We start from the raw sequence: 24,094 nt of genomic DNA, 5'->3' as shown, positions 1-24,094 counted from the left end.
TCTTTAGAACCGAAAAACTGACGAGCTCTTGAATAAACAAGACACCCCAAATCAGTTTTCACAAATGTAAGAAAACGGACAATCATTTAAATATTCAACCAGTTTATCTGCTAAAAACCTGTTGTTGCTTTTTGGCAACAGAATCGGCATCCCAGTTAATTGGCGACAGCCTGAACTTAAAAGAATAGTTTTTTGCCGGGAGCATGTATTGAGGGTGCGGCAAAGCCCGCTTTCCCCAACTCGTGTCGCCACCAACTCCCATTTGCCTGAAATCGATATTCCAGGTGACCATCTCTTTTTTGGTAATGTCACTCAAATGCCGTTGTTCTTTTTTATCGGAGCCACTGTCCAAATCTTCGTTTGGAAAATTGAAAACACTGGTGCTGATAAAAGGCTCACCAAAAGCAACAAGCCCTATCCCATCGGCGTTAGTTAATGCCATCCAGCGGACGTCTGTTTTGTTTCCGTTTTCCTGGGGACGATTGTACGGATAGTACTGTTCCCAAACCGTGCCCGAATAAAGTCCGACAAAAGCGCTGGTTTTCCTGTCTTCATAACTCTCCTGCGGACCCCGGCCAAACCATTTTACATTGTCGAATGATTTGTCAAGAGTTGTGGTAAGTCCAATCCTCGGAATAATGGGCAACGAATCGTTTCCTGCATAAAAGTCGTAACTGATGAGCACATCGCCGGAACCGTATATGTCGTAAACAATTCTCAACTCTGACTCACCAACGGAAACTGAATGAGTAGTTGAAACCTGACAATAATTATCATCTTGCGCGGTAATTTCAAAACTTTGCAATGTTGCATTTTTCCCGGCTTCGCGCCAGGGGGCACAATACTTCGGCACGTAACCTCCGCCAAAATCATTGTCGGTAAGTGCCCTCCAGAAATTAGGTTTCAAATCAGCAGTTAATACTTTTTGCCCGGTTAAACTGTAGCTGTTTAAATAACCGCTTTTTTTATCGAACCGAATATCAAATCCATTTCCCGCAACCCGTAACATTTCATCCGATTCATCCAATTTCACGGGATTCAACTCCGGAATGATTTTCCCCGGTGTTTTAAATGGCAGCTCAATCTGTTCTGCAGCCAAAATATCTCCGGCTTTAACCAGCCCGTCATTCTGAATGACCTTTGCGTACAAATTCAGAAAATACTCGGTGCCCGGAGTCGCATTAATAACCGGCAAATCCACCTTTTCTATTGACGAACTGCCGGCAGGCACATCTGCCGCATAAAAATTGCCAGTGGCAATTTCAACTCCGTTCGCCTCGATCTTCCATACAAACTTGAAGTTATTCAAATTAATAAATGCATACTTGTTCTCAACTTTCACCTGCCCGGTAGAATAATCCACCAGTTGGAATCCGATGTTCTGATAGACTTTTTTAACCTCGCTAAGGTGGGGATTTGGAATACGATCTGCTGTAACCAGGCCGTTCATACAAAAGTTACCGGTACTTGGCGTGCCCTTCGGGCCAAAATCGCCACCATAAGCCCAAAACTCGCGGCCTTGCTCATCTTTTTTCAGAATGCCCTGGTCTACCCAATCCCAAATATGGCCTCCCTGCAACGACGGGTACTTTTCTATAACATCCCAGTATTCTTTTAACCCACCAACACTATTTCCCATTGCGTGCGCATATTCGCAAAGAATCATCGGCCGGCGCGGTTTGCTGAGCACATGCTTTATCAACTCATCAATTTGCTTGTACATCGGGCAATAAATATCGGTGTAATCATCTTTCCCGGCGTCTTCAGAGTGGATGGGGCGTTTCGATTTATCCCGTTCCTTCAGCCACCTATAGGTTGCCTGAAAATTACACCCCGAACCGGACTCATTTCCCAAAGACCAAATAATAACCGAAGGATGATTCTTGTCGCGCTCAAACATTCTTTCGGTTCTGTCGATAAAAGCATTTTCCCATTCGGGACGATTTGCCAACGCTTTATCCGGGTCATAGCCAATCCCGTGGCTCTCAATGTTAGCCTCGTCCACAACGTACATTCCGTATTTATCACACAGTTCGTACCACTTCGGGTCGTTGGGATAATGGCTCGTTCTTACGCTGTTAATGTTGTTTTTCTTCATCAGCGTTAAATCCTGAATCATCGATTCTTCTGTAACCACGTGCCCGTTTACCGGATCGTGTTCGTGCCTGTTCACCCCTTTCAAATATACCGGAGTACCATTCACCAGCAACTGAGCGTGTTGTATTTCTACTTTTCTGAACCCAATCGGGTAATTGACAACCTGAACTGTTTTCCCACTGACTTTCAGCTCTATTATCAATTGATAAAGATGTGGTGTTTCGGCTGACCATTTTAACGGTTTTTCGATGAGCTGCTCAAATTGCACAGTAGAGTTTTCCAGTCCGCCATCATTCGAAGAGATCGTTTTACTAAAAACCTCATCACCTTCAGGACTAAACAAGCTGGCCTGCACTTCATACTTTGTTTTGCTTACGAGCCCAGCAAGCTCAATTTCCATCTGCAAGGCGGCATTTTTGTATTGCTTGTCCAGGTTGGTGGTTACTTCAAAATCCTGAATACGCACGGCCGGTTGCGAATAGAGAAAAACATCTCTCTGAATTCCGCTAAAACGCCAAAAATCCTGGTCTTCAATATAGCTGCCATCGCACCAGCGATAAACTTCAACAGCCAGTTCATTTTCTCCGGGATGAACAAAGCCGGTGATATTAAATTCAGAAGGTGTTTTTGAATCCTGGCTGTAACCCACTTTTTCGCCGTTCACCCAAACATAAAAAGCTGAACTAACACCGCCAAAATGGATAAATGTTTCCCGGCCATTCCAATTTTCGGGAATGATAAAAGTCCGTTTGTACGACCCCACCGGATTATTTGACGGATCGATGTGCGGCTGGTCAATTTTAAAACCATAGCCGGCGCTAACATAAAAAGGCACGCCATATCCGCGAAGTTCCCAGTTGGAAGGGACATCAATCTCGTCCCAGTTGCCGGTATCGTATCCGTTCTTGTAAAAATCAGCCGGACGAAGAGCAGGCGTTGCCGCCCAATGGAATTTCCATGTTCCGTTCAACGACGCAAAAAAGGCAGATTCCTCTTTGTTGTTTTTCAACGCCAGCTCTCGGTTTTCGAAGGCATAAAAATAGGTGCGGGAAGGCTCCCTATTCACGTGCAAAACAGAAAGGTCGTTCCACTCGGGTTGCTGCTGTGCCTGACAAAACAAAGCAAGCAGCACTCCCAACAATGTTATATTTATTTTATTCATTGGATTAAATGTTTGATTTTTAAAATTATTCCCCTGCCAGTAATCTCAGGGTTAAAGCGGAAGACCAGCTAAAATGAGGTGCATTTAGCCGTTCTCCGGTTAACGGATTATAGTTTTCATGAATGGGGTCTTTGCCCAAAAGTCCTTCGGCATTATGCAGGTATTTCAGAAGCAACTCATCTGCCAGTTTATCAAACTGATAATTCTTCAAGCCCACAATTCCAAAATAGAGTTGGTCTATCCAGACAGGCCCTCTCCAATAGCCGTTGTATGGCTGAAGCCCGGGATGATTTACAGCGAGCGTGCCCAACGGAACCTTTGTATTGAATTTCGATGGTTGAGCCATAACAGCGGCCACCGATTTTGCCTGCGTTAGTTCTACAACTTCCGCCCATAACGGCAGCCATCCTTCAGGGCCGCATACAGCAATAAGGCTGTCGCTGCTCAACTTTTTGTCGAAGAAAAAACCCTGTTCCTTGTTGAACATTTTTCGAAGAATCGTATTTTTCAACTGTTCGGCTTCCTTTTCCAGCCGGCCGGCCTGCTCGCGGTTCCCGGTTACCTGCAACAACTTTGCGAGGTATTTTTTCTCGGCATACAAAAAGGAGTTCAAATCAACGCTTTCCTGATTCGTCGACCAAGAACCCGGTTCCTCATTCTTCAGCATGGCGGTATTGTCAAACCGCACGGCATTATCCATTCCACTTTCCCAGGCTGCTGCCACAAGAGTTCCGTCGGTTGAGCCATATTCGCACAATCCGTTGGAATCGTGGTCGCGAAACCGGTACCACCAATAATGATATTTTAAAAGTTTAGGCAGTATTTCAGCAACAAAATCTTTTGAACCTCCCTCGCGAAAAATGTTGTACACAGCCCAGGCAGCCAGAGGTGGTTTGGTGTCCCGCCAGTTATTCCACTTTTTGTCGATACTTACCAGGTCAGGAATCATACCGTGTTCATCCTGATAATCGAACATGGCGAGCACCTGTTTTTGCGCCAGCTCAACGTCGAAAAGCGCCAGCCCGGCTGCATGTTTCCACGAGTCCCACGCCCAAAACGAATTAAATCCGACATATGAAGGAAAAACTCCATCGTGCAAAATATCGCCTGCCGGACTACGCCAGTTCGTTACCAGCGTTATTATTGTTTTTACAGCCAGCCTGCGGTACTGGTCTTCTTCTAAATATTTTGACTGTCGCGAAAAAACTTTTTCAAAATAACCGTTCCAGCGATTATAGTTTTCGGTTTCCAGAGCCTGATAATTTTCGAGGAAGCCGGGAAACATTTTCATTTCTGCATCTGCTTCTGTTTCATTAAACACAACCGTCTGTGCAATAGTCTCCTCAAATTTTTGTTGTGGCTTTAATGCAATGCTTTTCTGCTCGGCAATTGTAATCTGTTGCCCGTCGAAAGAAGGCTCTGTATCGTTTAATGTTTGCACCAATGCACACATTTCTGTCTTAGGAAAAAGAACTTTAATTCCGTTCTCAACCAAAAGAACAGATGCTTTCTCGTCCAACAACTCCCCTATCCAGGATGCTTCAATTTTTACTTCTTTCTCCGAAGTGTTTCTAATTTTAGTCTGAATAAGTGCCGTTCGGGTTGAAACAAAAATCAGTTCCATGTCGACCTGCAAATTTCCATTTGCATACTGCTGCACCAACCGGCCGGGATAATATGTCAGTTCACGGCAATTCTGACGAAAGCTGAACTCTTTTCCATCAACGGTAAGCGACAGCCTGCAAAGCGATTTCGAAATCCACCTGCGCCCGGTCATCAGGCGCGGGCCAATAAAACCACCGTAAATTTCGCTCCGGTCTTTTTCCGGAAGGGCGTAACCATGCCAGGCTCCCATATCGGAAAACACAAAGGCTCTGCTGTCCAACTGGTCCTCCGGAACATTTTTTACATCAATTACATCAGCGTAAAAGCTTTCATTTACGCGGTAAGCTAAATTTTGGGCTGCCCCGTGCAAGCCGGTCACGAGCATGCACACCATTCCCAAAAAGCTAATAGACTTTAACTTCATATCAAATTAAATAGTTAAAAAACAGGAAGCAGGCCCCTGAGGAAATTCCCTCGGGGGCGCTTCGCCTGTTAGTTATATTTGGAGAGGTTTCAGATTATTTCCCGAAGCCGGAATTTTGTTCCCATTCCCTGTTCAGAAGCATTTCTTTGTAAGGGAGAGGAAATATTTCGTGTTTGCCTTTGACAAAATTTTCTGCGCCTCTTTTTCCGTGTGCCAGCAATGTTTCCTGCGTTACACCCCAGCGTACCAGATCGTACCACCGGCTGCCTTCCAGCGCCAGTTCGCAGGGGCGTTCCACGTGCCGCAGGTGTTCGCGCACCTGTTCTTTGCTCATTGTTTCCGGAACCGGAACAACATGAGAACGATTACGCACCCGGTTAATGCATTCGAAAACCAGAGAAGAAGGGCCTTCTGTTTCGTTCAGCGCTTCGGCGTACAACAATAAAACATCTGCATAACGCACCAGCGGAATATTGGTAATACTGTAATACCAGTAGTCGGTCAAATCTTCCGGGAAAGTCACGTGCTTTTTCCAGAAAATTTCGTTAGGGCTGTGGAAGTTGGTAAATTCATTCTCTCCGTAATAATACGCAGTACTCTGAGGAGAATTGAACATAATTGTTTCCAGAATACGATCTCCATATTCACCGGTTTCGGTAGTATCCTTTTTCATTAAGTTGAATAGCCACTGAGACGGATAAGCTTCTTCGTAACCGCCGCCGGGAATATTAAATGACGCAAGGTGGATGGTAATCCAGTGAAACTCGCGCCTGCTTCCGGTGCGATCTCCTGAAAACTGAACTTCCAGAATTGATTCGCTGCTGTTTTTATGTCGCGCATCCCACAAATGCCCGTAATCCGTAACCAGGTCGAATTGCTCGGAATCTACAATTTTTTTCAACTCCGGAACTGCGTCAGCATAGCTTCCCTGCCAGAGGTACAACTTTGCCAAAATAGCAGTTGCAGCCCATTTGGTAGCTCTTCCGGCATTTTCGGCATCGTAACTTTCAGGCAATATTTCCTGAACTGCTTTCAATTCCGTTTCAATAAAACTGACTATTTCTCCGGGACTTGCCTGGGGCGGATAATAGTGCTCCTGTGTGCCCCCAAAAGCAACTTTGTAAAGCGGCAATCGTTCTCCGAAATTCCGAAGCAAATTAAAGTAAAAGAATGCTCTCAGAAACCGAGCTTCGGCCACGGTATTTTCCAAAACATCGGGCGATATTTCGGGAATTTGGGGAATGCCTTCGATACACTGATTTGCACGAAAAACCCCCTGAAACTGATAGTTCCAATACTGACTGCTGACATCATTGGCAGGCTCATTGGTAAAAGAGGCAAGGCGAATCCAGGAGGTAACATCGTCTCTCCAGTCCAGCTCATCAGTCCGGTAATTTTCGGTAACGATATATTGTTCGTAAGGTGCCGCCCAGCCCATACTTGGCTGCAGGGTAGCATAAGCGCTGGTAAGACCTTTGAGTGCATCTTCTTCTTTCTGCCAAAAGCTTTCGCTGGTTAAGGCATTGGGGTTTGTTGCTTCTTCCAGAAAAGAGTCGTCGCAGCCGGCAAAAAATACGGCAACAAGTATTAGTGTAATTAATATATTATTTTTCATAACTATTTCAGGTTAAAAAGTTAACTGAAGACCAACAAGGTAAGTTCTGCTCAACGGATACAATGCATCGTCAACGCCTTTCGCACCAATCCCTCCGGTCATTCCGGGATCGTAACCTTCGTATTTTGTTAAGGTGAGAAGTTTCAACCCGCCCACATAAAACCGCAGGTTGTCTACTCCAATATTCCCGGCAACGCTTTTGGGCAACGTGTACCCAATCTGCAGGTTATTCAGCCGGATGTAATCGCCATTCTCAACATATCTGGTAGATAAGCGGTTGTTATCATTCGGGTCGCCAACCACAGCACGCGGAATATCAGAGCCGGTGTTATCGGTGGTCCACGAATTCAGCATATCGCGCCCGTAATTGAAATTTTTATCGGCACGCTGAAGTTGTCGCTTCATAAAGTTGTACCTCTTCTGCCCAAAATCTCCGTAAATATTGGCCACCAAATCGAAATTGCCATAATACAAATTGACGTTTACGCCAAGTGTGACATCGGGCACGCCGCTACCCACCTTTATTTTGTCGTTGGAATCGAGCATTCCATCGCCATTCTGGTCAACAAAACGCAAGTCTCCCGGAGCAGCAGCCGGTTGCAATGGATTCCAAACCCCGTTGTCGTCAGTATATCCGTGCTCTTTGTTCCAGGCTTCCAGTTCTGCGTCAGACCTAAAAATATCTCCTGCTTCGAAAACCCAAAATTCACCAATTTCACCTCCCACGTATGTACGCGCCGGACCGGTTTCATAAAGGTAACCTTCGTCAGCCATCTTCTTCAAAACACTTTTGTAATGCCATAGGTTAAAATCGATGTCGTACTTAAATTTATTCTGCATATTTCGATAAGAAGCCTGCAGTTCCCAACCTGTTGTTTTAAGTTCGCCTTCGTTTACAATCGGGAAAGAAGATACTCCGGTTGCCGAACTAATGGGCTTTTCGGTAAGCATATCGGAAGTGTACTTTTCATAAACTTCAAACGACAACTCTAACTGGTTATCCAGAAAAGCAGCATCGAACCCTGCATTTTTATATAGCGTTTTTTCCCACCTGATGGAATACGACGGAAGAGAAGTTACCGCATAGCCCAGACTGATATCATCTGAATTGTAAGAATAGTTGAGGTTGTTGGTGTCGTACGAAACCTGCGGGATGTAACGGTACGTGCCAATTGACTGGTTCCCCAAAACACCGTAGCTGCCCTTCAGTTTAAAGGCCGAGACAGTGCTTTTTATGGGTTCCCAAAACGGTTCGTTACTCAAATTCCACCCCAACGAAAGCGACGGGAAAAATCCCCATTTATTGCCTTCTCCGAATTTGGATGATCCATCGTAACGGAACGACAACATCGACAGGTATTTCAGTCCATAGTTATAGGAGACCCGGCCAAAAGCGGAGCGAAGTCCACTCCGGTAGTAATTGCCACCAACCGCAAAGTTTTCCTGTCCGTGAACCAGCAAACGCAAGGTGTTATTCTCGAATTTTGTGGCTGATGCGCTCAAATCTTTAAACGTGTATTCTTCCTGCGAAGCGCCAAGCAGCCCCGAGAACTCGTGTTCATTTATTTTTTTCTGATAATTAAGGGTAAGCTCAAACAGGTCATTCATCTCCTTGCCCCGACTCTCTTCCAGAAAAGCTTTCTCATTTTTATCGTAAGCACCAATAATATAAGTAGGTGTAAAACTTGAATAGTGAGAAAAATCCATGCTTCTGCTGCCCTGAAATTTCAGAATCAGGTCTTTAATAAATTCGTATTGCATGTACCCCGAAACTTTAATGTGATCGGCGCTGTTTGTACGGTCGATCAGTTTATTAAAGGCAACCGGATTTGATGCATCGTTCATTCCCAATCCCGGAACAGCACCACCAAAGCCACCTTCCATGGTTTCGTCGTAAACAGACACCAGCGGAAGAATATTAGACACCTGGTACATTCCCGGAAACCCCGAAGATATATTCGGATGATCTTCCATGTGTCCGTAACTGACCGATTCGCCTACTTTAAAATTTCCGCGGGTTACGTCAGAATTCAATCTGAATCCCATTTTTTTGGCGTCGGTTTCAACAATAACACCTTCGGTAGAAGAGTAGTAAGTTGTAAAGGAAATATTTGAAGCCTCGCTTCCGGCGGCGTATCCAATGTCAAACTTTTTTGTAATCCCCTTTCTGTAGTATTCGTTTTGCCAGTCGGTATTTGCAAACTGTGCCGGATTGGTTTCGTACGCAGAAATAAACTTCGGCCATTTTTCCTGAGATATATTTGCATTGTTCAATGCCAGCTTGTAAACTTTTATGTACTCTTCGGAATTGCAAATGTCCATTCGTTTGGGCATATCGTCGATTCCCATGTATGCAGAAACCCTGATTTTAGGTTTTGACTTCTCCCCACGGTTTGTTTCTATCAGAATAACGCCGGCAGCAGAACGCGAACCGTAAATTGCTGCTGTTGCTGCATCTTTCAGAATAGACATTGACTTAATGTCTTCCGGGTTTAAAAACTGGATGTCTCCGGGAACGCCGTCAATAATTACCAGCGGCTGGTTGCTGCTTCCCCAGGTTGTCATTCCGCGCACGATTAGCTCGGGTGATTTCCCGGGAGATCCGTCATTAAAATCAACACTCAGCCCGGGAGCTAGTCCCTGCAGCGCTTCGCCGGTTCCTGATGTTGAAATTTTAGTAAGGCGTTCGGCTTTTACTGAAGAGACTGAACCTGTTACATTTGACTTCTTCTGGGTTCCGTATCCAATTGCCACCACTTCTTCAATCCCAATGGTTTCTTCCTCCATAACAACATCTACCTGCGTTTTGCCGTCAGCATTCACCTCCTGTATTTTCATACCAACAAAAGAAAAAAGGAGTGTGGCTTTTTCAGGAATATTTGCCAAAAAATAATTCCCTTCAGCATCAGTAACAGTACCGTTTGTAGTGCCCTTTACAACAATTGTTACTCCGGGCAACGGAACTCCGGCAGAATCGGAAACCTTACCTGAAACCGACCTGTTCTGTTGAGCCTGCCCGGCCTGGCCTGCTGTTAACGCAATTTGCCGGTCATCAATTTTATAAACCACGTTGGAACCGCTAAAAATTTCATCCAGAATTTCAGGAATCAATTTATTGTCGGCAACTATGGTAATTCTTCTTTGCACATCAACAACAGACGCATCGTAAATAAAAAAGAATTCGGAGTTATCCTGTATATTATTCAGGATGTTCTTTACGGACGTGTTTTTCAAATCCAGAGTTATGCGGGTGTTTTGTGAATAGGAATTAATTGCCCATATCTGTGAGACACATACAATTAAAATAAATAAAGTCGCCCTCATCACCTTTAATAGTTTCGATTTCCATGCCTGTTCGAGCATGAAAGCCATTTGACAATAGTTTTTTTTCATACTTTTGTAATGATTTGATTAAGAAACTTCAAATTAATTTGTGCCATAGGAAATTAAGATGGCACATCCGATTTTAAGGAGATGTTACCAGCATCTCCTTATTACGTTAGATTACTTCACTTTTTTCATAGGCAAAACAGTTTTATTAATTCATTTAGGCTGATAATAAAATTCGATTCTTGTTTTGGTTTCGGTGTCTTCTTCAATGGTTTTACATGTAATCGGACACGAATATTCAATGTACTCCAGTATTTCTGCTAAACTCTCATCCCTGAAATTAGCATTGAAAACAGATTTGTAAACCTCTTCGTTTTTTATAGATATTTCAATATTGAATTTGCGTTCGAGCCGCTTCACAACATCAGCCATGGGCACATCGGAAAACACCAGGGTCCCCTCTTTCCAACCCATAAAATCAGCAGCATTAACTTTTTCGATTTTTACATTCTTCGATTTCGGATTGTATTGAGCCATTTCTCCAGGGTGAAGAAGAACGCGAAATGAGTCGTCATTGGAACGTAGCAGCTGAACACTTCCCGATTCCAGCACAACCTGAATTTCATCGTCGTTGGAATAAGCACTCACGTCAAACTTGGTCCCCAGAACCTTAATCTGCAAATCGTTGCAAAAAACAACCAACGGATTTTCCACATCCCTTGTCACCTCGAGATACGCCTCTCCATTGAGTTTCAGATCCCTGTTGGTAACTGCATAACCGCTGTTGTACGACAGAGTTGTGTTGGAGTTCAGCCACACAACTGAACTGTCGGGCAATATTACTTTGGATACCTGTCCGTTGTCTGCCACCACCGATGTATATTTTAATGCACCACCAATTTCAGACGAAGTTTCCCGGGTAAAATACATTATTGCAGGAATTGAAAGCACAATGAGCAAAACAGCTGCATATTTCAGATAAGCTTCTGAACGCAAAATCAATTTCCTTTTGTGAATCCTCTGTTGTAAGGCAAAATAGGTGCGCTCTGCAGCATATGCATCGTGTTTTTTCGAAGACGACAAAACAGCCCATGCTGCCTTAATCTTGCAAAAAGCATTTCTGGACTCTGCACTTGTCCTAATTTCAGAAAGTACCTTCTTCTTTTCTTCAGGGGTTAGATTCCCTGCTACCAATTTGGCTATGTTGTTAATGTTCTCCATAATAAAGTTCTATAATTATATTGCGCGACACGGCAATTACCCTTGCTCCAAAATCACTTTTTTTTTGAAAATGCTAAAAATTCATCAGACAAACAGGTAGGCCACCAGGGGGAGGTAGTCTTTCAGGGCATTTCTGAATTTTTTGAGGCTTTTGGTAATATGCCCCTCAACAGTCTTTTGCGAAATGCTTAACTCTCCGGCAATCTCAGCGTTTTTCATGTCCCTGAAACGACTCATCTCAAACACTTTTCTGCATTGCAGAGGCAACTCTTCGAGCGTTTTTTCAATAATCTCCTCAATTTCTTTAAACGCAAAAGCAGAAGTGTCAATCGTATCCAATGCTTCTAAGTTCAACTCCAATTCGGTTATCTCCAAATTTGTTGAGGCAAACAATTTCTGACGGTATCGTTTATCGCGAAGCCTGTATAAACAGTTGTTTTTGGCGACAGTAAACAAATAGGCGGCAAGGTTAGTGTTATCTTTTAAATTCTTTCTTTTGTCCCAGAAAACAAAAAAGGTATCCTGAACAATATTTTCCGCGGTATCTTTTTGGGGAATAAATTCGAATATAAAATAGTACAACCTCGAATAATATTTGTTGTAAACAACTTTGAACGCAGCTTCATCGTTGTTCCTTATCCTCTCAAAAAGTTGCAGGTCAGTTTCGATCATCGGATATTAGTTTCGGTAGACAAAGCTATTAAAAATATGGCAAAAGGGGACAACAGGTTATTAACGGATTCCGACAAATTGGAGAGTAAACACATGTTCATTTCTCCATCAACCAAGCGAATATATAACTACCTTTTCGCACCAACTGAAGTTGAGTTCTGCTAAAATTGAACTTTCGGCAAAAAAGAGCAAGGCAATTCACAGATTGGGAAGCTTGAAAACACTCAATATTTTCCACAAATAAAACACACACAACACGATACAAATCAACAATTTACACACAAAATAAAACTCTATACGGGAGGAATATTAATCCCCAAAATCACTTGTTTTTATAATTTCAAATCTGTAAATTGCCGCGTTTCTAAACAATATTCTTATGAGGACAGCGAGCTAGATGGACAAACCTTTTGAAAACATTTTATGGAATAACTTTAAAAGCGGTGATGACTCTGCGCTTGCCCTCATTTATGCCAAATATGCTGACAAACTTTATTCCTACGGTCTAAAAATTATAAACGATGAAGCCCTGGTAAAGGACTGCATTCACGAAATATTTATCCAACTTATTGAAAAACGAGAAAGTCTTGCTATTATTTCAAGAATACAGGTATACCTTTTCAAATCGTTGCGGAATAAACTCTTCGAAGAGTTGCGCACAGAAAAAAGAAGAAAGCTTATTTTAGAAAATCTGCCAAAATTAGAAACAGACGAAACGAATGCGCCCGCAGAAGAACTGATAATTTCTACAGAAGAGCAACAATTTACTCAAAACAGAATAAAACAAGCTATTCATAATTTAACAGAACATCAGCAAGAGCTAATCTACCTAAAATATTCAGAAGGGCTTAACAATCAAGAAATTGCCGACATGCTCAATATTGATAGTGCTTCTGTTAGTACCTTGCTTTACCGTTCGTTAAAAAAGGTAAGAAAACTGTTGACCTGTTTGAACCCTTAACGAAGAACAGTTTTGTTCCTTTTTTGTGTTATTTAGATGTTACTATTGACACTTCCTATAATCCCAGAAACCCAACGCTGAAATTTAAACGGAAGATACAAGTTCTCACATCTTGCATGCTAAAAAAATGGGGCTGCCTATACAAAAGTATTTCAGAGATACCTGCAAAAGCTTTCAAATATCGTACTTAATGAAATACCTACCAACCTTTCGGACAGCCCCATTTGCAATTGGGAGAAGTATTTTGCCTGCTAATCGATTAGCCCCTGTTCCTGCAAATATTTTTTATACTCATCAAAAGCACCCACACCCGGCCTGAAAGTTGTCCAGCTAAACTGTGTAATATTCTCGGTAAACAAACCAGCCATATCCAGTTGGTCCTTCAATTCCGCCCAAGATTTTGCGTGATATCCAATTCCCTCGCAACTGCACCTTTCGAATGACTCGATATCCACTCCGAATCTAACCCCCGTTTCATCACAGGCTTTTTTGATTTGTTTGTAATAGTTGGGCAAATCCACATCAAAATCACCGTCATCCACACAACAGCGACCTCCACAATCCTGCAAATACAAAACATCAATATCCGGCGTTTTTTCGAAAAAAGTTTTATAAAACCCATACGTCATATCTGCCGGGCGTCCGCGCCATAAAGCCGGCGCAATGGTTACAATAAACTTTTTGGGTTTTGATTTAGCGTAGGCAGCCACTCTTTGATTATAATGAGCAAGCAACATCCGATCTTCATATTTCCACCACCCCTTGGAAACTCCATCATGGAACTCTTCAGTTATATACCAACCTGCCATAGCCTCGCTATCAGAAAACTTTTCGTAAAGCTCATCAATAATTTCCTTGTTTCGCTCAAGTAATTCGTCATATGCCGGAGCATAACCTTTATCTACAGGATAGCCTCCCCCATTTAGGCCGACAATAAGTTTCATCCCTGTTTTTTCTGCCGCTGTAAACATATCATTAATCCAGGAATACTCTTCCTTCATCCAGGGTAGTTTACTCCCTTTGTAGTGGAATATTCCCTGCCCTTCTCGGTTCCTGGTGGCATGCTGAATAATCATGGTATCAATACCAACCTCCTGATAGGAATAGAATGTACTTTCCCAGTCGGTAGTTAAGTTAACCGGTGCATGAAGTTGAATGAAAATACTTGAAAACCTGGCTGTCTTTTTCAGTTCCGGTTTAAAGGAAGTCAATTGCTCAAACGCATCGAAATGAACAGAAGCAGTATGAGGTTCTGAAGTTCCATTTTCAATTGTAATCAGGTAACCCGTAACCCTGTTCAATTCCAGGTCACCAAACTGTTCTTTTTCAGGCTGAAAATAACTATAAGGGATTACAAGTCGTTGCCATCCATCTCCATTCAATATAGATTCGTCTGTATATGAGTATGTCATTAAATCATCGGTACTCAGAGTAAACGCTTTATTCTGCACAAGCAAAGTAATCCTCAGCTTATCCTTGTTTCCTGTAGCACTTTTAACCTGCAAAGAAATACCCAGCGGATAAAAAGAGAGGTCAGACCGATAAGTGCCCCATACTTTTTTCACACTAAAAGTTTCCGGACTGCCACTTCCGCTTTTCCCAGGGAAGGTGTATTCACATTTCAGACTGGCAAATCCCTGAATCTTCTCGTCAAAGTCGAAAGTAGCATCAACGTCAATAACAGATGAATGTTCCAACGTTGGAATATAACACACACAATCGTAGTCAAAATGGTTCAAAAATTTGGTGGCTGCCGTCTGGCTAAGCAACTCATCCACCCCTACTTCTACTTTTTCGTCCTCATTAACAGAGACATCCTTTTTGCAGCCACAATTACTCAAACTAAATAAAAGAGTTATAAAAAAAATAAATTTGAATTTCATGATTCTACTATTTTAACGTTACTCACAGAGTTCTAGAACTCTTTCATGAACGTTACATTAATTACTGTATACCAAACAATTGATAAAAAAATTCAATAACACTAACTTTCACAAAGAACAGTTCCTGAGAAGCCAGCAACTGTTCTTAAGTTATACTCTCTCTGAAACAACCAATCTACACTTTAAATATCATCCTCTGTTATAGTATTAAACGAGGTATAGAATGTATCAAGAGCTTCAGGCTCCGGTAAAAAAGCGGTGCGATACTGTAATGAACCACCAACAGGAAAGTTCTTTAAAGAATCCACCTCGGTCTCGCCTGGGACAAACTTTTTCACCATGTTACCCATGTTGTCGGTGTACTGAATTTCCACAAAAAGCAATGTATTAGGAGCTTCTGACCATTTGACAATCAGATTGTCGTCACTGCGATTAATGGTTTTATAAGTTCGCTGAAGCAAAGAAGCTTTATAGTTATCTCCATACACCCTTCCAATGGTTGAAACAGCTACAGAAGAGTTTCCATCTTTATCATAAGTGAAAATTTCAAAATTATGAACATCTTCCCTGATGTCGGTAAGCAAAACCCTTACGGTATCAACCGCTGTTGTTTTAGTAACAGTATTTTCAATTGAATCTCTCCGGCTATTCCAATAAACTTTATAACTATTTACTTTAGGGTCTGACACTAACAGCCACGACAGCTCAATCCTATTATTTCCTCCCCGAGTTTTAACGGAATCTGCTTTCCCCACATAAATGGTCTCTCCGTCTTTTACAAATTCGAAATACGTATCTTCCATTTTTTCACAACTCATCAAAGTTGAAAACATTGAAAGAACTACAATGAAATATATAATTTTTGTATTCATCCTCTTCAATTTTTATTATTCAACGGGTTGCCCCCACAACGTTATCTCACGAAAATTCACATCAGGTCTTCCTCCAAAAGTTGTAACTGTTTTAAACCGAATATAGCGGAAGGCCTCACTCTGAAAAGGAAAATCAAAATCATGTCCCGCCCCTGCTTGTTCAATATCTTCTGCAGATAGCTGCCCGACCGGGAGTCCGGAGGGCTTAACAATTTCAAACTCTCCCAACATGGTCCATTCATCCCAGTTTGTAGTTTTCGTATTGGCTCCCCATATTTCAAATTGTTTGGGTGTTCCCTGAGTATATATCCAATTGTTGTGATGATTGGTCAAATCTACATGCATCCGACCAAAAACATATTTTTTTCCCAGATCTATGGTAACCCAGTTAGGAAGGGTTAGGCCCACCATATCCTGACTCATAAAAAAGTAAGTAGTTGCCCCAGGAGTCCATAACTGATATAGCGGTTTATACCTGGGTTCATTTGAATCGTCCGGCAAATCAGCATCAGCCCAAAGTGTTTTGTCAAATTCAACTTCATATAGCGGAGTTAAATTTGCAAACAATGTATCCGACTTGTTTTTCCATCTGTCCATAAAGAAGAAGGCAAAGTCTGTAGGAATTGGCAAAAAACCCCTTACAGAGTAATTTTGTTCCCGCATACTGGTATATAACCTGTCGTACTCTGTCCAGTTACCCGAAACAGTATCCTTAACCAATGTATAAACTGTATATTCATTTTCCAGCTCATTGACAAAGGTCATATTAACGCCACCAAAAGTAGAATGTGCTTTCAGCGATGCAAACACATCATGAACAGGAGCCTGCAAAGGATTAATCTTCACATCAACAGGTTCAGAGTAATTTTCCGAACGGTTTACCGCATATAAGGTTATACTATATTCTCCAGCTCTGCCAAACCCTTCCAGTAGCAAGTAATTTTTAAACACAGATGACTTAACAGTTTTCTCGTGACCACTGCCATCGGAAAACTCAGCCATCACATATAGTAAATCAGGAGAATCAGGTAAATTATAACTAATCTTTGCAGCTCCGGGCAAATTTTCGACCTGAATATTAAAAGGTGGTTGCGGCGTTGAATTGCTCTTCACTAATGGTTCTCGCACCTCTTCTTCACAACTGAGGACAAGCAAGACCAATGCACTCAAAAAATATATTAACTTATTTTTCATCTGTTCAATTTTTTATTTTTTTGGCAACAGATAGAATTCGTATGAGACCTTACCGAATCTTGTAGTGCGAATTCCATTATCATGCTCATTTTATAATTCTTATTATTATTCATCAATAAAAGATTTAAAAACCGGCCAGCATTGCCTTAAAAGATGCTCGCCTTAATATAAAATCCATGGTAGATACATATATTATTGACTCGTTTCATCTTACTAATAAAGTGTCTGGTTGAATTGTCAATAACAATTTCATTACTAATAAAAAAATAAAGAAACAATTACCACCCCGGATTTTGAACCAAGTTCCTATTCACAACCAAATCTCTTTCACGAATGGGCCAGAAGTAGTCTCTTAAACTGAAACTCTGGTTAAATAGAATTTTAACCCGGTAATAGTCCTCTGCTTTCGACTGATCTACGTCCCAACCGGTAATTGGCTTATTTAATTCAAGCGGAGCCTCTTTCCACCGTCTCAGATCCCAAAAACGTTCTCCTTCCAAAGCAAGTTCAATGGTACGTTCCCTTCGAATAATCTCTCTTAATCCGTCCTTAGTAGACGGTTTATTCGGATTTCTAGAATATGTATTCCAGGCGTTAACCACTCCGGGAAGTCCATATTTAGCGCGCACTTTATCCACATATTCAATAGCCTCATCAGAACGTCCGACCTCATTCAATGCTTCAGCATAAAGCAAATAGAGATCTCCCAACCGCAACATTACCCACGGATAATCCGTCGAAACATAGGTTGTTCTGTTTGTTGCTGTATTGGTAAAATGCACCAGTTTTTTAGGCCAGTAGCCCGGAACAGCATGCCATCCCCCCTGTTCTTTTCCTAAAAACTGGCCAAACTTTGATTCCAGCCAATAGGGATTTTCATCATCGTAATTCCCATTTCCATACCAGATGCCTCCATCAAAACCGAGTGAACCGTAAAACCGGGGTTCTCTGTCGAAATTAAACTCAGCAGTAGTGTAACCATTTTTAATACAATGTTTCTCCGCATCCGAGCCTGTTCTAAGCATAAACCTATTACTGTAATTCCAGGTTACGTCTTCCTCAATAGGAACGCCATTTTTACTATAAAACAGACTGGCCAGTTTAAGCGTTACACCATAACTTCCATTTGACCCCGAGTAATTGTATTGCGATGGAGTTAAGGCTCTGGGGGCACACCAAGTTTGGACATGCCGGGTGGTACTGCTGGTGTTTGCCCAAATAATTTCAGTATTCCATCTGTCAGTAACCGTTCCTCTGCAATTCAAATGATATCTGGTTTCATCTGAAATTTTACCGGTGGTAATAGATGGCTGAAATTCATATAATTTATGACCTATTGAATGAATCACTCCCAAAGCATCCTCGCAGGCAACAACAACCTTTTCCCACTTTTTCTCATCGTAATCGGAGCTAAACAAAAGAGTCCCGTCTGCATTGGAGAATCCCTGATAATCAACATTTCCATTAAACAAAGGACTTGCTGCATAAGCTAACACTTTCGCCTTCATTCCCACTGCAATCGGGACAGTAATTCGTCCTAACTCAGACGTTTCATCCAACACTTTATCGGGAAGATCTCCTATAGATTCATCCAGCAATTCTACTATATAATTAAAGACTGAGTCAACCGGCTGACGCTTAACCCGAACCTCTTCTCCCGAAGCAGAAATGGGAAGATTCTCTCTGATGATTGGGATAGGGCCATAAGCTCTTACCATCCAAAAGTGATAATAGGCTTTTAAAAATTTCACTTCGGCAGCCCACTGATTCTTTTCCCAGTCATCCATATCCGGGACAGATGCTATATTTTCAAGAAAAATATTACATTGACTGATCCCTGTCCAAATATCTTCGGCGCCGCTTCCTGACCAATAATTCATTAACGGACTATTAATATTCTGCAACCCCTGCGCTATTGACCAATTTGAAAAAGTGTAAACCTCCGGATTGAACCAGAACTCATCTGCTCCAAACATTCCTGGATTTAGGCTATTCACAGCCGCCAAATCGGGCAGAAAGGAGTAGCAAGTGAACAAATATTTCTCTGCCGTTGAACGCATCCGAAACGCGTAATCGATTGTAGCTACATTATCTGGAACAATATCCAAATAATCAGAACAGGCACTAGATATTGCCAACAATAATCCTAAAGCAGCTATTTTAATATATTTCATTTCTTTTAAGTTTACTTCGTTAAAAATTCATATTGACCCCAATATTAAATGTTCGCTGCAACGGATATCCTAATCCATTACCTCCCATTTCAACATCCCATAACTTAAACTTGCTCAACGAGAACAAATTAGTACCACTAAAATAAACTCTAAGATTTTGCATATGCATGGTTTTGGCTAAACGTTCGGGAACAGACCATCCAATCTCAGCCTGTTTTAACCGTAGAAAAGATCCATCTCTCAACCACCATGTACTACGCTGCATATTATTAGACTGAGACTGAATGCTTAACCTGGGCCACAGTGCGTATAGATCAGGATTCTCCATAGAGTAGTAACTATCAGCAAATACTTTTAAAATCTGCTTCCCATCAACAAAAGGCTCCACTGCAGAAGGGCCAGAAGACCCTCCCATCCAGAATGAAGAACGTGCTGATCCCTGGAAAAATCCAGAAATATCAAAACGCTTGTACCCCATAGAGAATCCAAATCCGTAGTTAATTTCCGGAACTGTTGGAAAGCCAATCGGAACCATATCCAATGAAGTGATCTGTCCGTCTTTGTTTACATCTTTGTATTTAATGTCTCCGGCAATATTGGTTACTCCGCCAAAATTCTGAACCGGCGAATTCGCAACTTCCTCGTCATCTACAAACAATCGTTCGGCAATGTAGCCCCACTGCTGGCTAATCGGATACCCAACTCGGGAAGCCCACCATTCTTTATCGTACAGTGGTTCTTCATACACCTCATATTTGTTGGTCGCGTACGTAAAATTACCTCGTGCCTGTATCCACCAACTTTGGTTAAAATTATGAGCAATATCTACTGAGACATCAATTCCACGGCCAGAGGCCTCTCCGATATTTGCTCGAACAGGCGCAGTAAGCCCCATCGTAGAGGGAATATCAGCACGACTCATCAGAATATTTTTTCGTCTTTCAGAAAATAAATCTGCCTGTATATTTACTTTATTAAAAAGTCCAAGTTCTAACGCGAGGTTAGATTTGTGCGACTCTTCCCATGTAATGTCGGGGTTTGCGTAGCGAGTTACATCAATTCCTGAACGGGTGTAATCGCTTTCTCTTCCAAAAGTTGAGCTCCTTCCTGAAGAAGTCATGTTTACATTTGACAAATAAAAAAACCTATCAGATGCACTTCCAATAGCATCATTCCCTACCAAACCGTATGTATATCTCAACCGCAGATTGTTAAATGTCTCCTTTAACGGAAGCCAGAAATTTTCGTTTGAAACACTCCATGCAATACCAGCTGAGGGGAAAAAACCAAATCGTTTACTTTTGTGAAAACGCTCAGAGCCATTATAGCCAAAGTTAAATTCGGCAAAGTAACGATCATCGTACGAATAAGTGGTTCTGCCCGATATCCCCATATTCCTGGCCGGAAGAGACAACTGTAGTGATCCTGCAGTAGCCGATGTGCTGGAACGCATAATATAAACCATCATTCCACTAAGAGTATGTTTTTCTTTGAAAGTGCGGCTATAATCCAACGCAGATTCCAGGTAGAAATCTGAATTTTGAATACGATTTTTGTCATTTAAAGAAAAATCCAAGAACTCCTGTCCTCCATTTTCATTTATCACTTCAATTTCGTAATCATACGTTCTTCTATCATACCCAATCAATTCGTAATAGAATGGTGAGTATGCACGTTCAATATCAAACCGAGAAATCCGGTTAGTATTCAACATAGTCCGAAACCTCAGTCCTTCTGTTATAGCTGATAAATCCTGCTTAAACTCCAACTGAGCCAGCATAAGAGAGCGGGTATACTCTTTATACCCTTTTACCATATCAGCATATGGATTTAAGAAACCCCTGTCACTTAAACCACCAAACATAATATGCTGAACATAACTATGTTTTTCGTCAACAGGATAATAGGGGAGAAAATCGACAGGACTTGTTCGCACCACTTTTTTGTAGATTGTTCCTCCTCCCTCAATAGGGCCGGTATAATCGTCGAAATTACCATTCAAGCGAACCACCATTTCGGTAGACGGAGTGAGAAATATATTTACGTTTGCTCTTAGAGTATAACTTCTTAGGTTGATATTATTATTGAAATTGTTTACTTTATCTACCTCAAGGGCGCCATTATCTTGAGAATAAGATCCTGCAACGTAATAGTTTGCCACTTTCCCTCCACCACTTACACTCATATTATATCTATGATTAAATGTGTTTTCTTTAAAAAGTGTTTTTCTCCAGTCAGTAGCCGGAAAAATGATAGGATTTGCACCTTCGGCTGTGCGATCAATTTTTTCCTGACTGTACCAGGGAATAGCAAAAGGATCTCTGGAAAACTGAGCCTCATTATATAGCTGCATATAAGTAACCGGATCTGCAAATTCCACGTTCCGAGTAGGAGCAGAGAACGAGCCTTCAGCGCGGATATTTACCTTTGGTTTTCCCTCTTTCCCTTGCTTGGTAGTAATATAAATAACACCATTGGCACCTCTTGCTCCATATAATGCTGTTGATGTAGCGTCTTTAAAAATGGCGAAACTCTCAATATCATCGGGCCTCAGTCTGGCCATTTCTGTCACGCCCAGTTCTATACCATCAATTAATATAAGAGGATCAACTTTCCCGGTTCCGAAAGAGGTAACACCACGGATGAAGAAATTTGCGTTATCCTGCCCCGGTTCTCCGCTCAACTGGTAAGAAATTACTCCAGCAGCCTGCCCTGCCAGCGCAGTAGTTAGGTTACTTGCAGGAATTCGTAATTTCTCAGGGCTGATGGAAGAGACAGAACCAACTACTTCAGTTTTTTTCTGTTTACCAAATGCCACAACCACAACCTCGTCCAGCTCGTCAATTTTTGGACTCAATTGTACATTAACAACCTTTCTGCTATCAATTTCTACTATCTGGCTTTCCATCCCGATAAAAGAGAAGGTAAGTTTGTCTGTCGGATTAACTTCGATGGTATATTTTCCATCGTTATCTGTAATAACACCCTTTGTAGTACCAACAATGGTTATTGTTGTCCCGGGAAGAGGGCCTCCATCAGGATCTGTAACCTTTCCTCTCACCTCTATTTTCCCAGGCTGATCGGCCTGAGACTTGTTTTCAGAACCCGGTGTTTTGTTAACCTTTGCAGCACGTTCAGGCGTTAGAATGATTTGTTTATTCAATATTTCATACTTCAATTCTAATGCCTCCAAAACTTCATCCAATACCTCATCAACGGTTGAATCGTCTTTATCCAGCTTTACTCTTACTGATGGATCTAAAATCTCATTTTTATAAATAAAAATAAATTCACTCTGAGATTCAATCAGATCAAACACTTCACGAATCGATGCATTTTCTACATGCAGTGTTAGTTTTTTTGACTGGGAATAGGTAGAAGCCGAAACTCCCATTAATCCCAGAAACATCAAAAAAAATGTTAGTTTCATAATAATCAACACCTTTCTCAAAACAGGTTTGAGAACTTCATCACTCTGTTCAGTTTTTTTCATATTTTTACACGGATTTAAATTGGTAACTCGATTTAATAATCACATTGCCGGTGAGATGTTGGCCCATCTGCCGGCATTTTTCAGTTTAAGTTTTCACCATTTATTCTGATTTTTAGTTAGTATTTCGATTTAAAGATCTGTTCGCAGAACATAAATGTCTTCGGGGGATTTATCATATCTTCCTTCTATGGTTTTAGACAAGTATTGCATGGCATCGTCAATGTTGCCCGAGATATCCAGTTTCCCGGTTACCTGCGTAGAAGCAAGTTTCTCTCCTTCTATATGTATGGAACAGTTGTAATATTTTGTCAGTCGCTTAACAATTTCTGAAAGAGGTTTTTCTCTAAAAATAAACACTCCATTTACCCATGAAGTATAATTTTCCACCTCTACACTGCGAATAACCGCATTGTCGGCATCTGCATTATAAAAGTACCCCTGCCCTGGAGCAATCACTTGTTTATCTTTAAAAAACACACTTCCTTTTCGCGACACTTCCACTTTTCCTTCCACCAAAACAGTCGATACTGTATTTTCATCATCATAAGCAGCAACATTAAAAGAGGTTCCCAACACCTTAACATCCATCTGATCTGTTTTTACTACAAAAGGCAATTTTTCATTTTTCTGTACGTCAAAATACCCTTCACCTTTCAGGTAAACCTCCCTGTTTTTTCCAGAAAATTTAGCAGGGAATGTAAGGCTGCTCCCTGCATTTAACTGTACAACCGAACCATCGCATAAAGTAATGGTTTGCTTTTGACCGTAGGGTACAATAATTTGGTTCAGTTTCCGATTGTCGGATACCTCCTTATTCTCTATCCTTTCTTCTTCTTTCTCATCCTTACGAACAATAACCTCAGCCTGGACCGAATCATATTCAATTGAAGAATCATCGTGTTCCAACAAATGTTTGGTGCCGTCAGACAACACAATCATTGACCGGTCAGTTCTTTCTGAGGTGCTTTGAGCAAACTTTTTTATGGGGTCATCAGCTTCTTTAAGAATAAACAGGGTTCCAAAAGCCATCACAAAAAACACAACTGCTGCTTTCCATGAGTATGAAACAATAAGTTTTCTTCTCTTCTCCCGCTTCGTGCTTTTTGAATGAAAGAGGACACTACTCAATATTTCATTAAAATCGTCGGGAGCAAGTCTCTTCTGCTCCTGCATGTTTACCTGAACAAACTGAATAGCATTTTGAATCTCATCAGCATCATCGGGATACCTTGTTCGAAGATGTTCCGATAATTTCGATGAATCATCAGACTGTTTAGCCAACCGGATAAACTTTTCGTTCTTCAATAATGAAAGAAAATCTGTTTTTAGTTTTTTCGTCATATTATCTGTTCAACTAGTAACAGATGATCGAAAAACAATTTTATAGACAA

The 24,094-nt window shown here is 41.5% G+C and carries 13 protein-coding genes; 1 reads left to right on the top strand and 12 read right to left on the bottom strand.

The window, feature by feature from the left end:
- Positions 1 to 103 precede the first annotated feature (103 nt).
- The 6 genes from BUB08_RS17700 to BUB08_RS17675 form a co-directional block, all read right to left on the bottom strand.
- Entirely contained in the window at positions 104 to 3,259 is a 3,156-nt protein-coding gene (locus BUB08_RS17700) for a beta-galactosidase, LacZ type (protein WP_073003251.1), read from the bottom strand.
- A gap of 25 nt (positions 3,260 to 3,284) precedes the next feature.
- Positions 3,285 to 5,288 carry an MGH1-like glycoside hydrolase domain-containing protein gene (locus BUB08_RS17695; RefSeq protein ID WP_073003250.1) on the bottom strand — a complete coding sequence of 668 codons (2,004 nt, stop codon included), beginning with the start codon at positions 5,286 to 5,288 and terminating at the stop codon, positions 3,285 to 3,287.
- 94 nt (positions 5,289 to 5,382) lie between these two features.
- Complete coding sequence (locus BUB08_RS17690; protein WP_073003249.1) at positions 5,383 to 6,903, bottom strand: RagB/SusD family nutrient uptake outer membrane protein; 1,521 nt, start codon at positions 6,901 to 6,903, stop codon at positions 5,383 to 5,385.
- 12 nt (positions 6,904 to 6,915) lie between these two features.
- Complete coding sequence (locus BUB08_RS17685; RefSeq protein ID WP_217651650.1) at positions 6,916 to 10,296, bottom strand: TonB-dependent receptor; 3,381 nt, start codon at positions 10,294 to 10,296, stop codon at positions 6,916 to 6,918.
- Between the two features lie 150 nt (positions 10,297 to 10,446).
- On the bottom strand, positions 10,447 to 11,454 hold the full coding sequence (locus tag BUB08_RS17680) for a FecR family protein (protein WP_073003248.1): 1,008 nt from the start codon (positions 11,452 to 11,454) through the stop codon (positions 10,447 to 10,449).
- Between the two features lie 84 nt (positions 11,455 to 11,538).
- Positions 11,539 to 12,126, bottom strand: a complete 588-nt coding sequence (locus BUB08_RS17675) for an RNA polymerase sigma-70 factor (protein WP_073003247.1) — start codon at positions 12,124 to 12,126, stop codon at positions 11,539 to 11,541.
- Between the two features lie 397 nt (positions 12,127 to 12,523).
- Between BUB08_RS17675 and BUB08_RS17670 the strand changes: the two genes are divergently transcribed.
- Positions 12,524 to 13,087, top strand: a complete 564-nt coding sequence (locus tag BUB08_RS17670; RefSeq protein ID WP_073003246.1) for an RNA polymerase sigma factor — start codon at positions 12,524 to 12,526, stop codon at positions 13,085 to 13,087.
- A 251-nt stretch (positions 13,088 to 13,338) separates the two neighbouring features.
- Here the strand turns inward: BUB08_RS17670 and BUB08_RS17665 are convergent, their stop codons facing one another.
- From BUB08_RS17665 to BUB08_RS17640, 6 genes are all read right to left on the bottom strand, one after another.
- Positions 13,339 to 14,970, bottom strand: coding sequence for a DUF4434 domain-containing protein (locus tag BUB08_RS17665; RefSeq protein ID WP_073003245.1), 1,632 nt, complete (start codon positions 14,968 to 14,970; stop codon positions 13,339 to 13,341).
- A gap of 182 nt (positions 14,971 to 15,152) precedes the next feature.
- Positions 15,153 to 15,842 (bottom strand): DUF4998 domain-containing protein, encoded by a 690-nt coding sequence (locus tag BUB08_RS17660; protein ID WP_073003244.1) that lies wholly within the window; start codon positions 15,840 to 15,842, stop codon positions 15,153 to 15,155.
- A 15-nt stretch (positions 15,843 to 15,857) separates the two neighbouring features.
- A complete protein-coding gene (locus BUB08_RS17655; RefSeq protein ID WP_073003243.1) occupies positions 15,858 to 17,036 on the bottom strand; it encodes a DUF5000 domain-containing lipoprotein in 1,179 nt (392 codons plus the stop codon).
- Positions 17,037 to 17,314: 278 nt separating this feature from the next.
- Complete coding sequence (locus tag BUB08_RS17650; protein ID WP_073003242.1) at positions 17,315 to 19,210, bottom strand: RagB/SusD family nutrient uptake outer membrane protein; 1,896 nt, start codon at positions 19,208 to 19,210, stop codon at positions 17,315 to 17,317.
- Between the two features lie 19 nt (positions 19,211 to 19,229).
- Positions 19,230 to 22,703 (bottom strand): TonB-dependent receptor, encoded by a 3,474-nt coding sequence (locus tag BUB08_RS17645; RefSeq protein ID WP_073003241.1) that lies wholly within the window; start codon positions 22,701 to 22,703, stop codon positions 19,230 to 19,232.
- 129 nt (positions 22,704 to 22,832) lie between these two features.
- Positions 22,833 to 24,044, bottom strand: coding sequence for a FecR family protein (locus BUB08_RS17640; RefSeq protein WP_073003240.1), 1,212 nt, complete (start codon positions 24,042 to 24,044; stop codon positions 22,833 to 22,835).
- Positions 24,045 to 24,094: the final 50 nt, after the last annotated feature.

The sequence above is a fragment of the Mariniphaga anaerophila genome (genome assembly GCF_900129025.1).
Taxonomy (GTDB): domain Bacteria; phylum Bacteroidota; class Bacteroidia; order Bacteroidales; family Prolixibacteraceae; genus Mariniphaga; species Mariniphaga anaerophila.
Note: the sequence above shows the minus strand (reverse complement) of the source record. Positions and strands in the feature narration are given on the sequence as shown.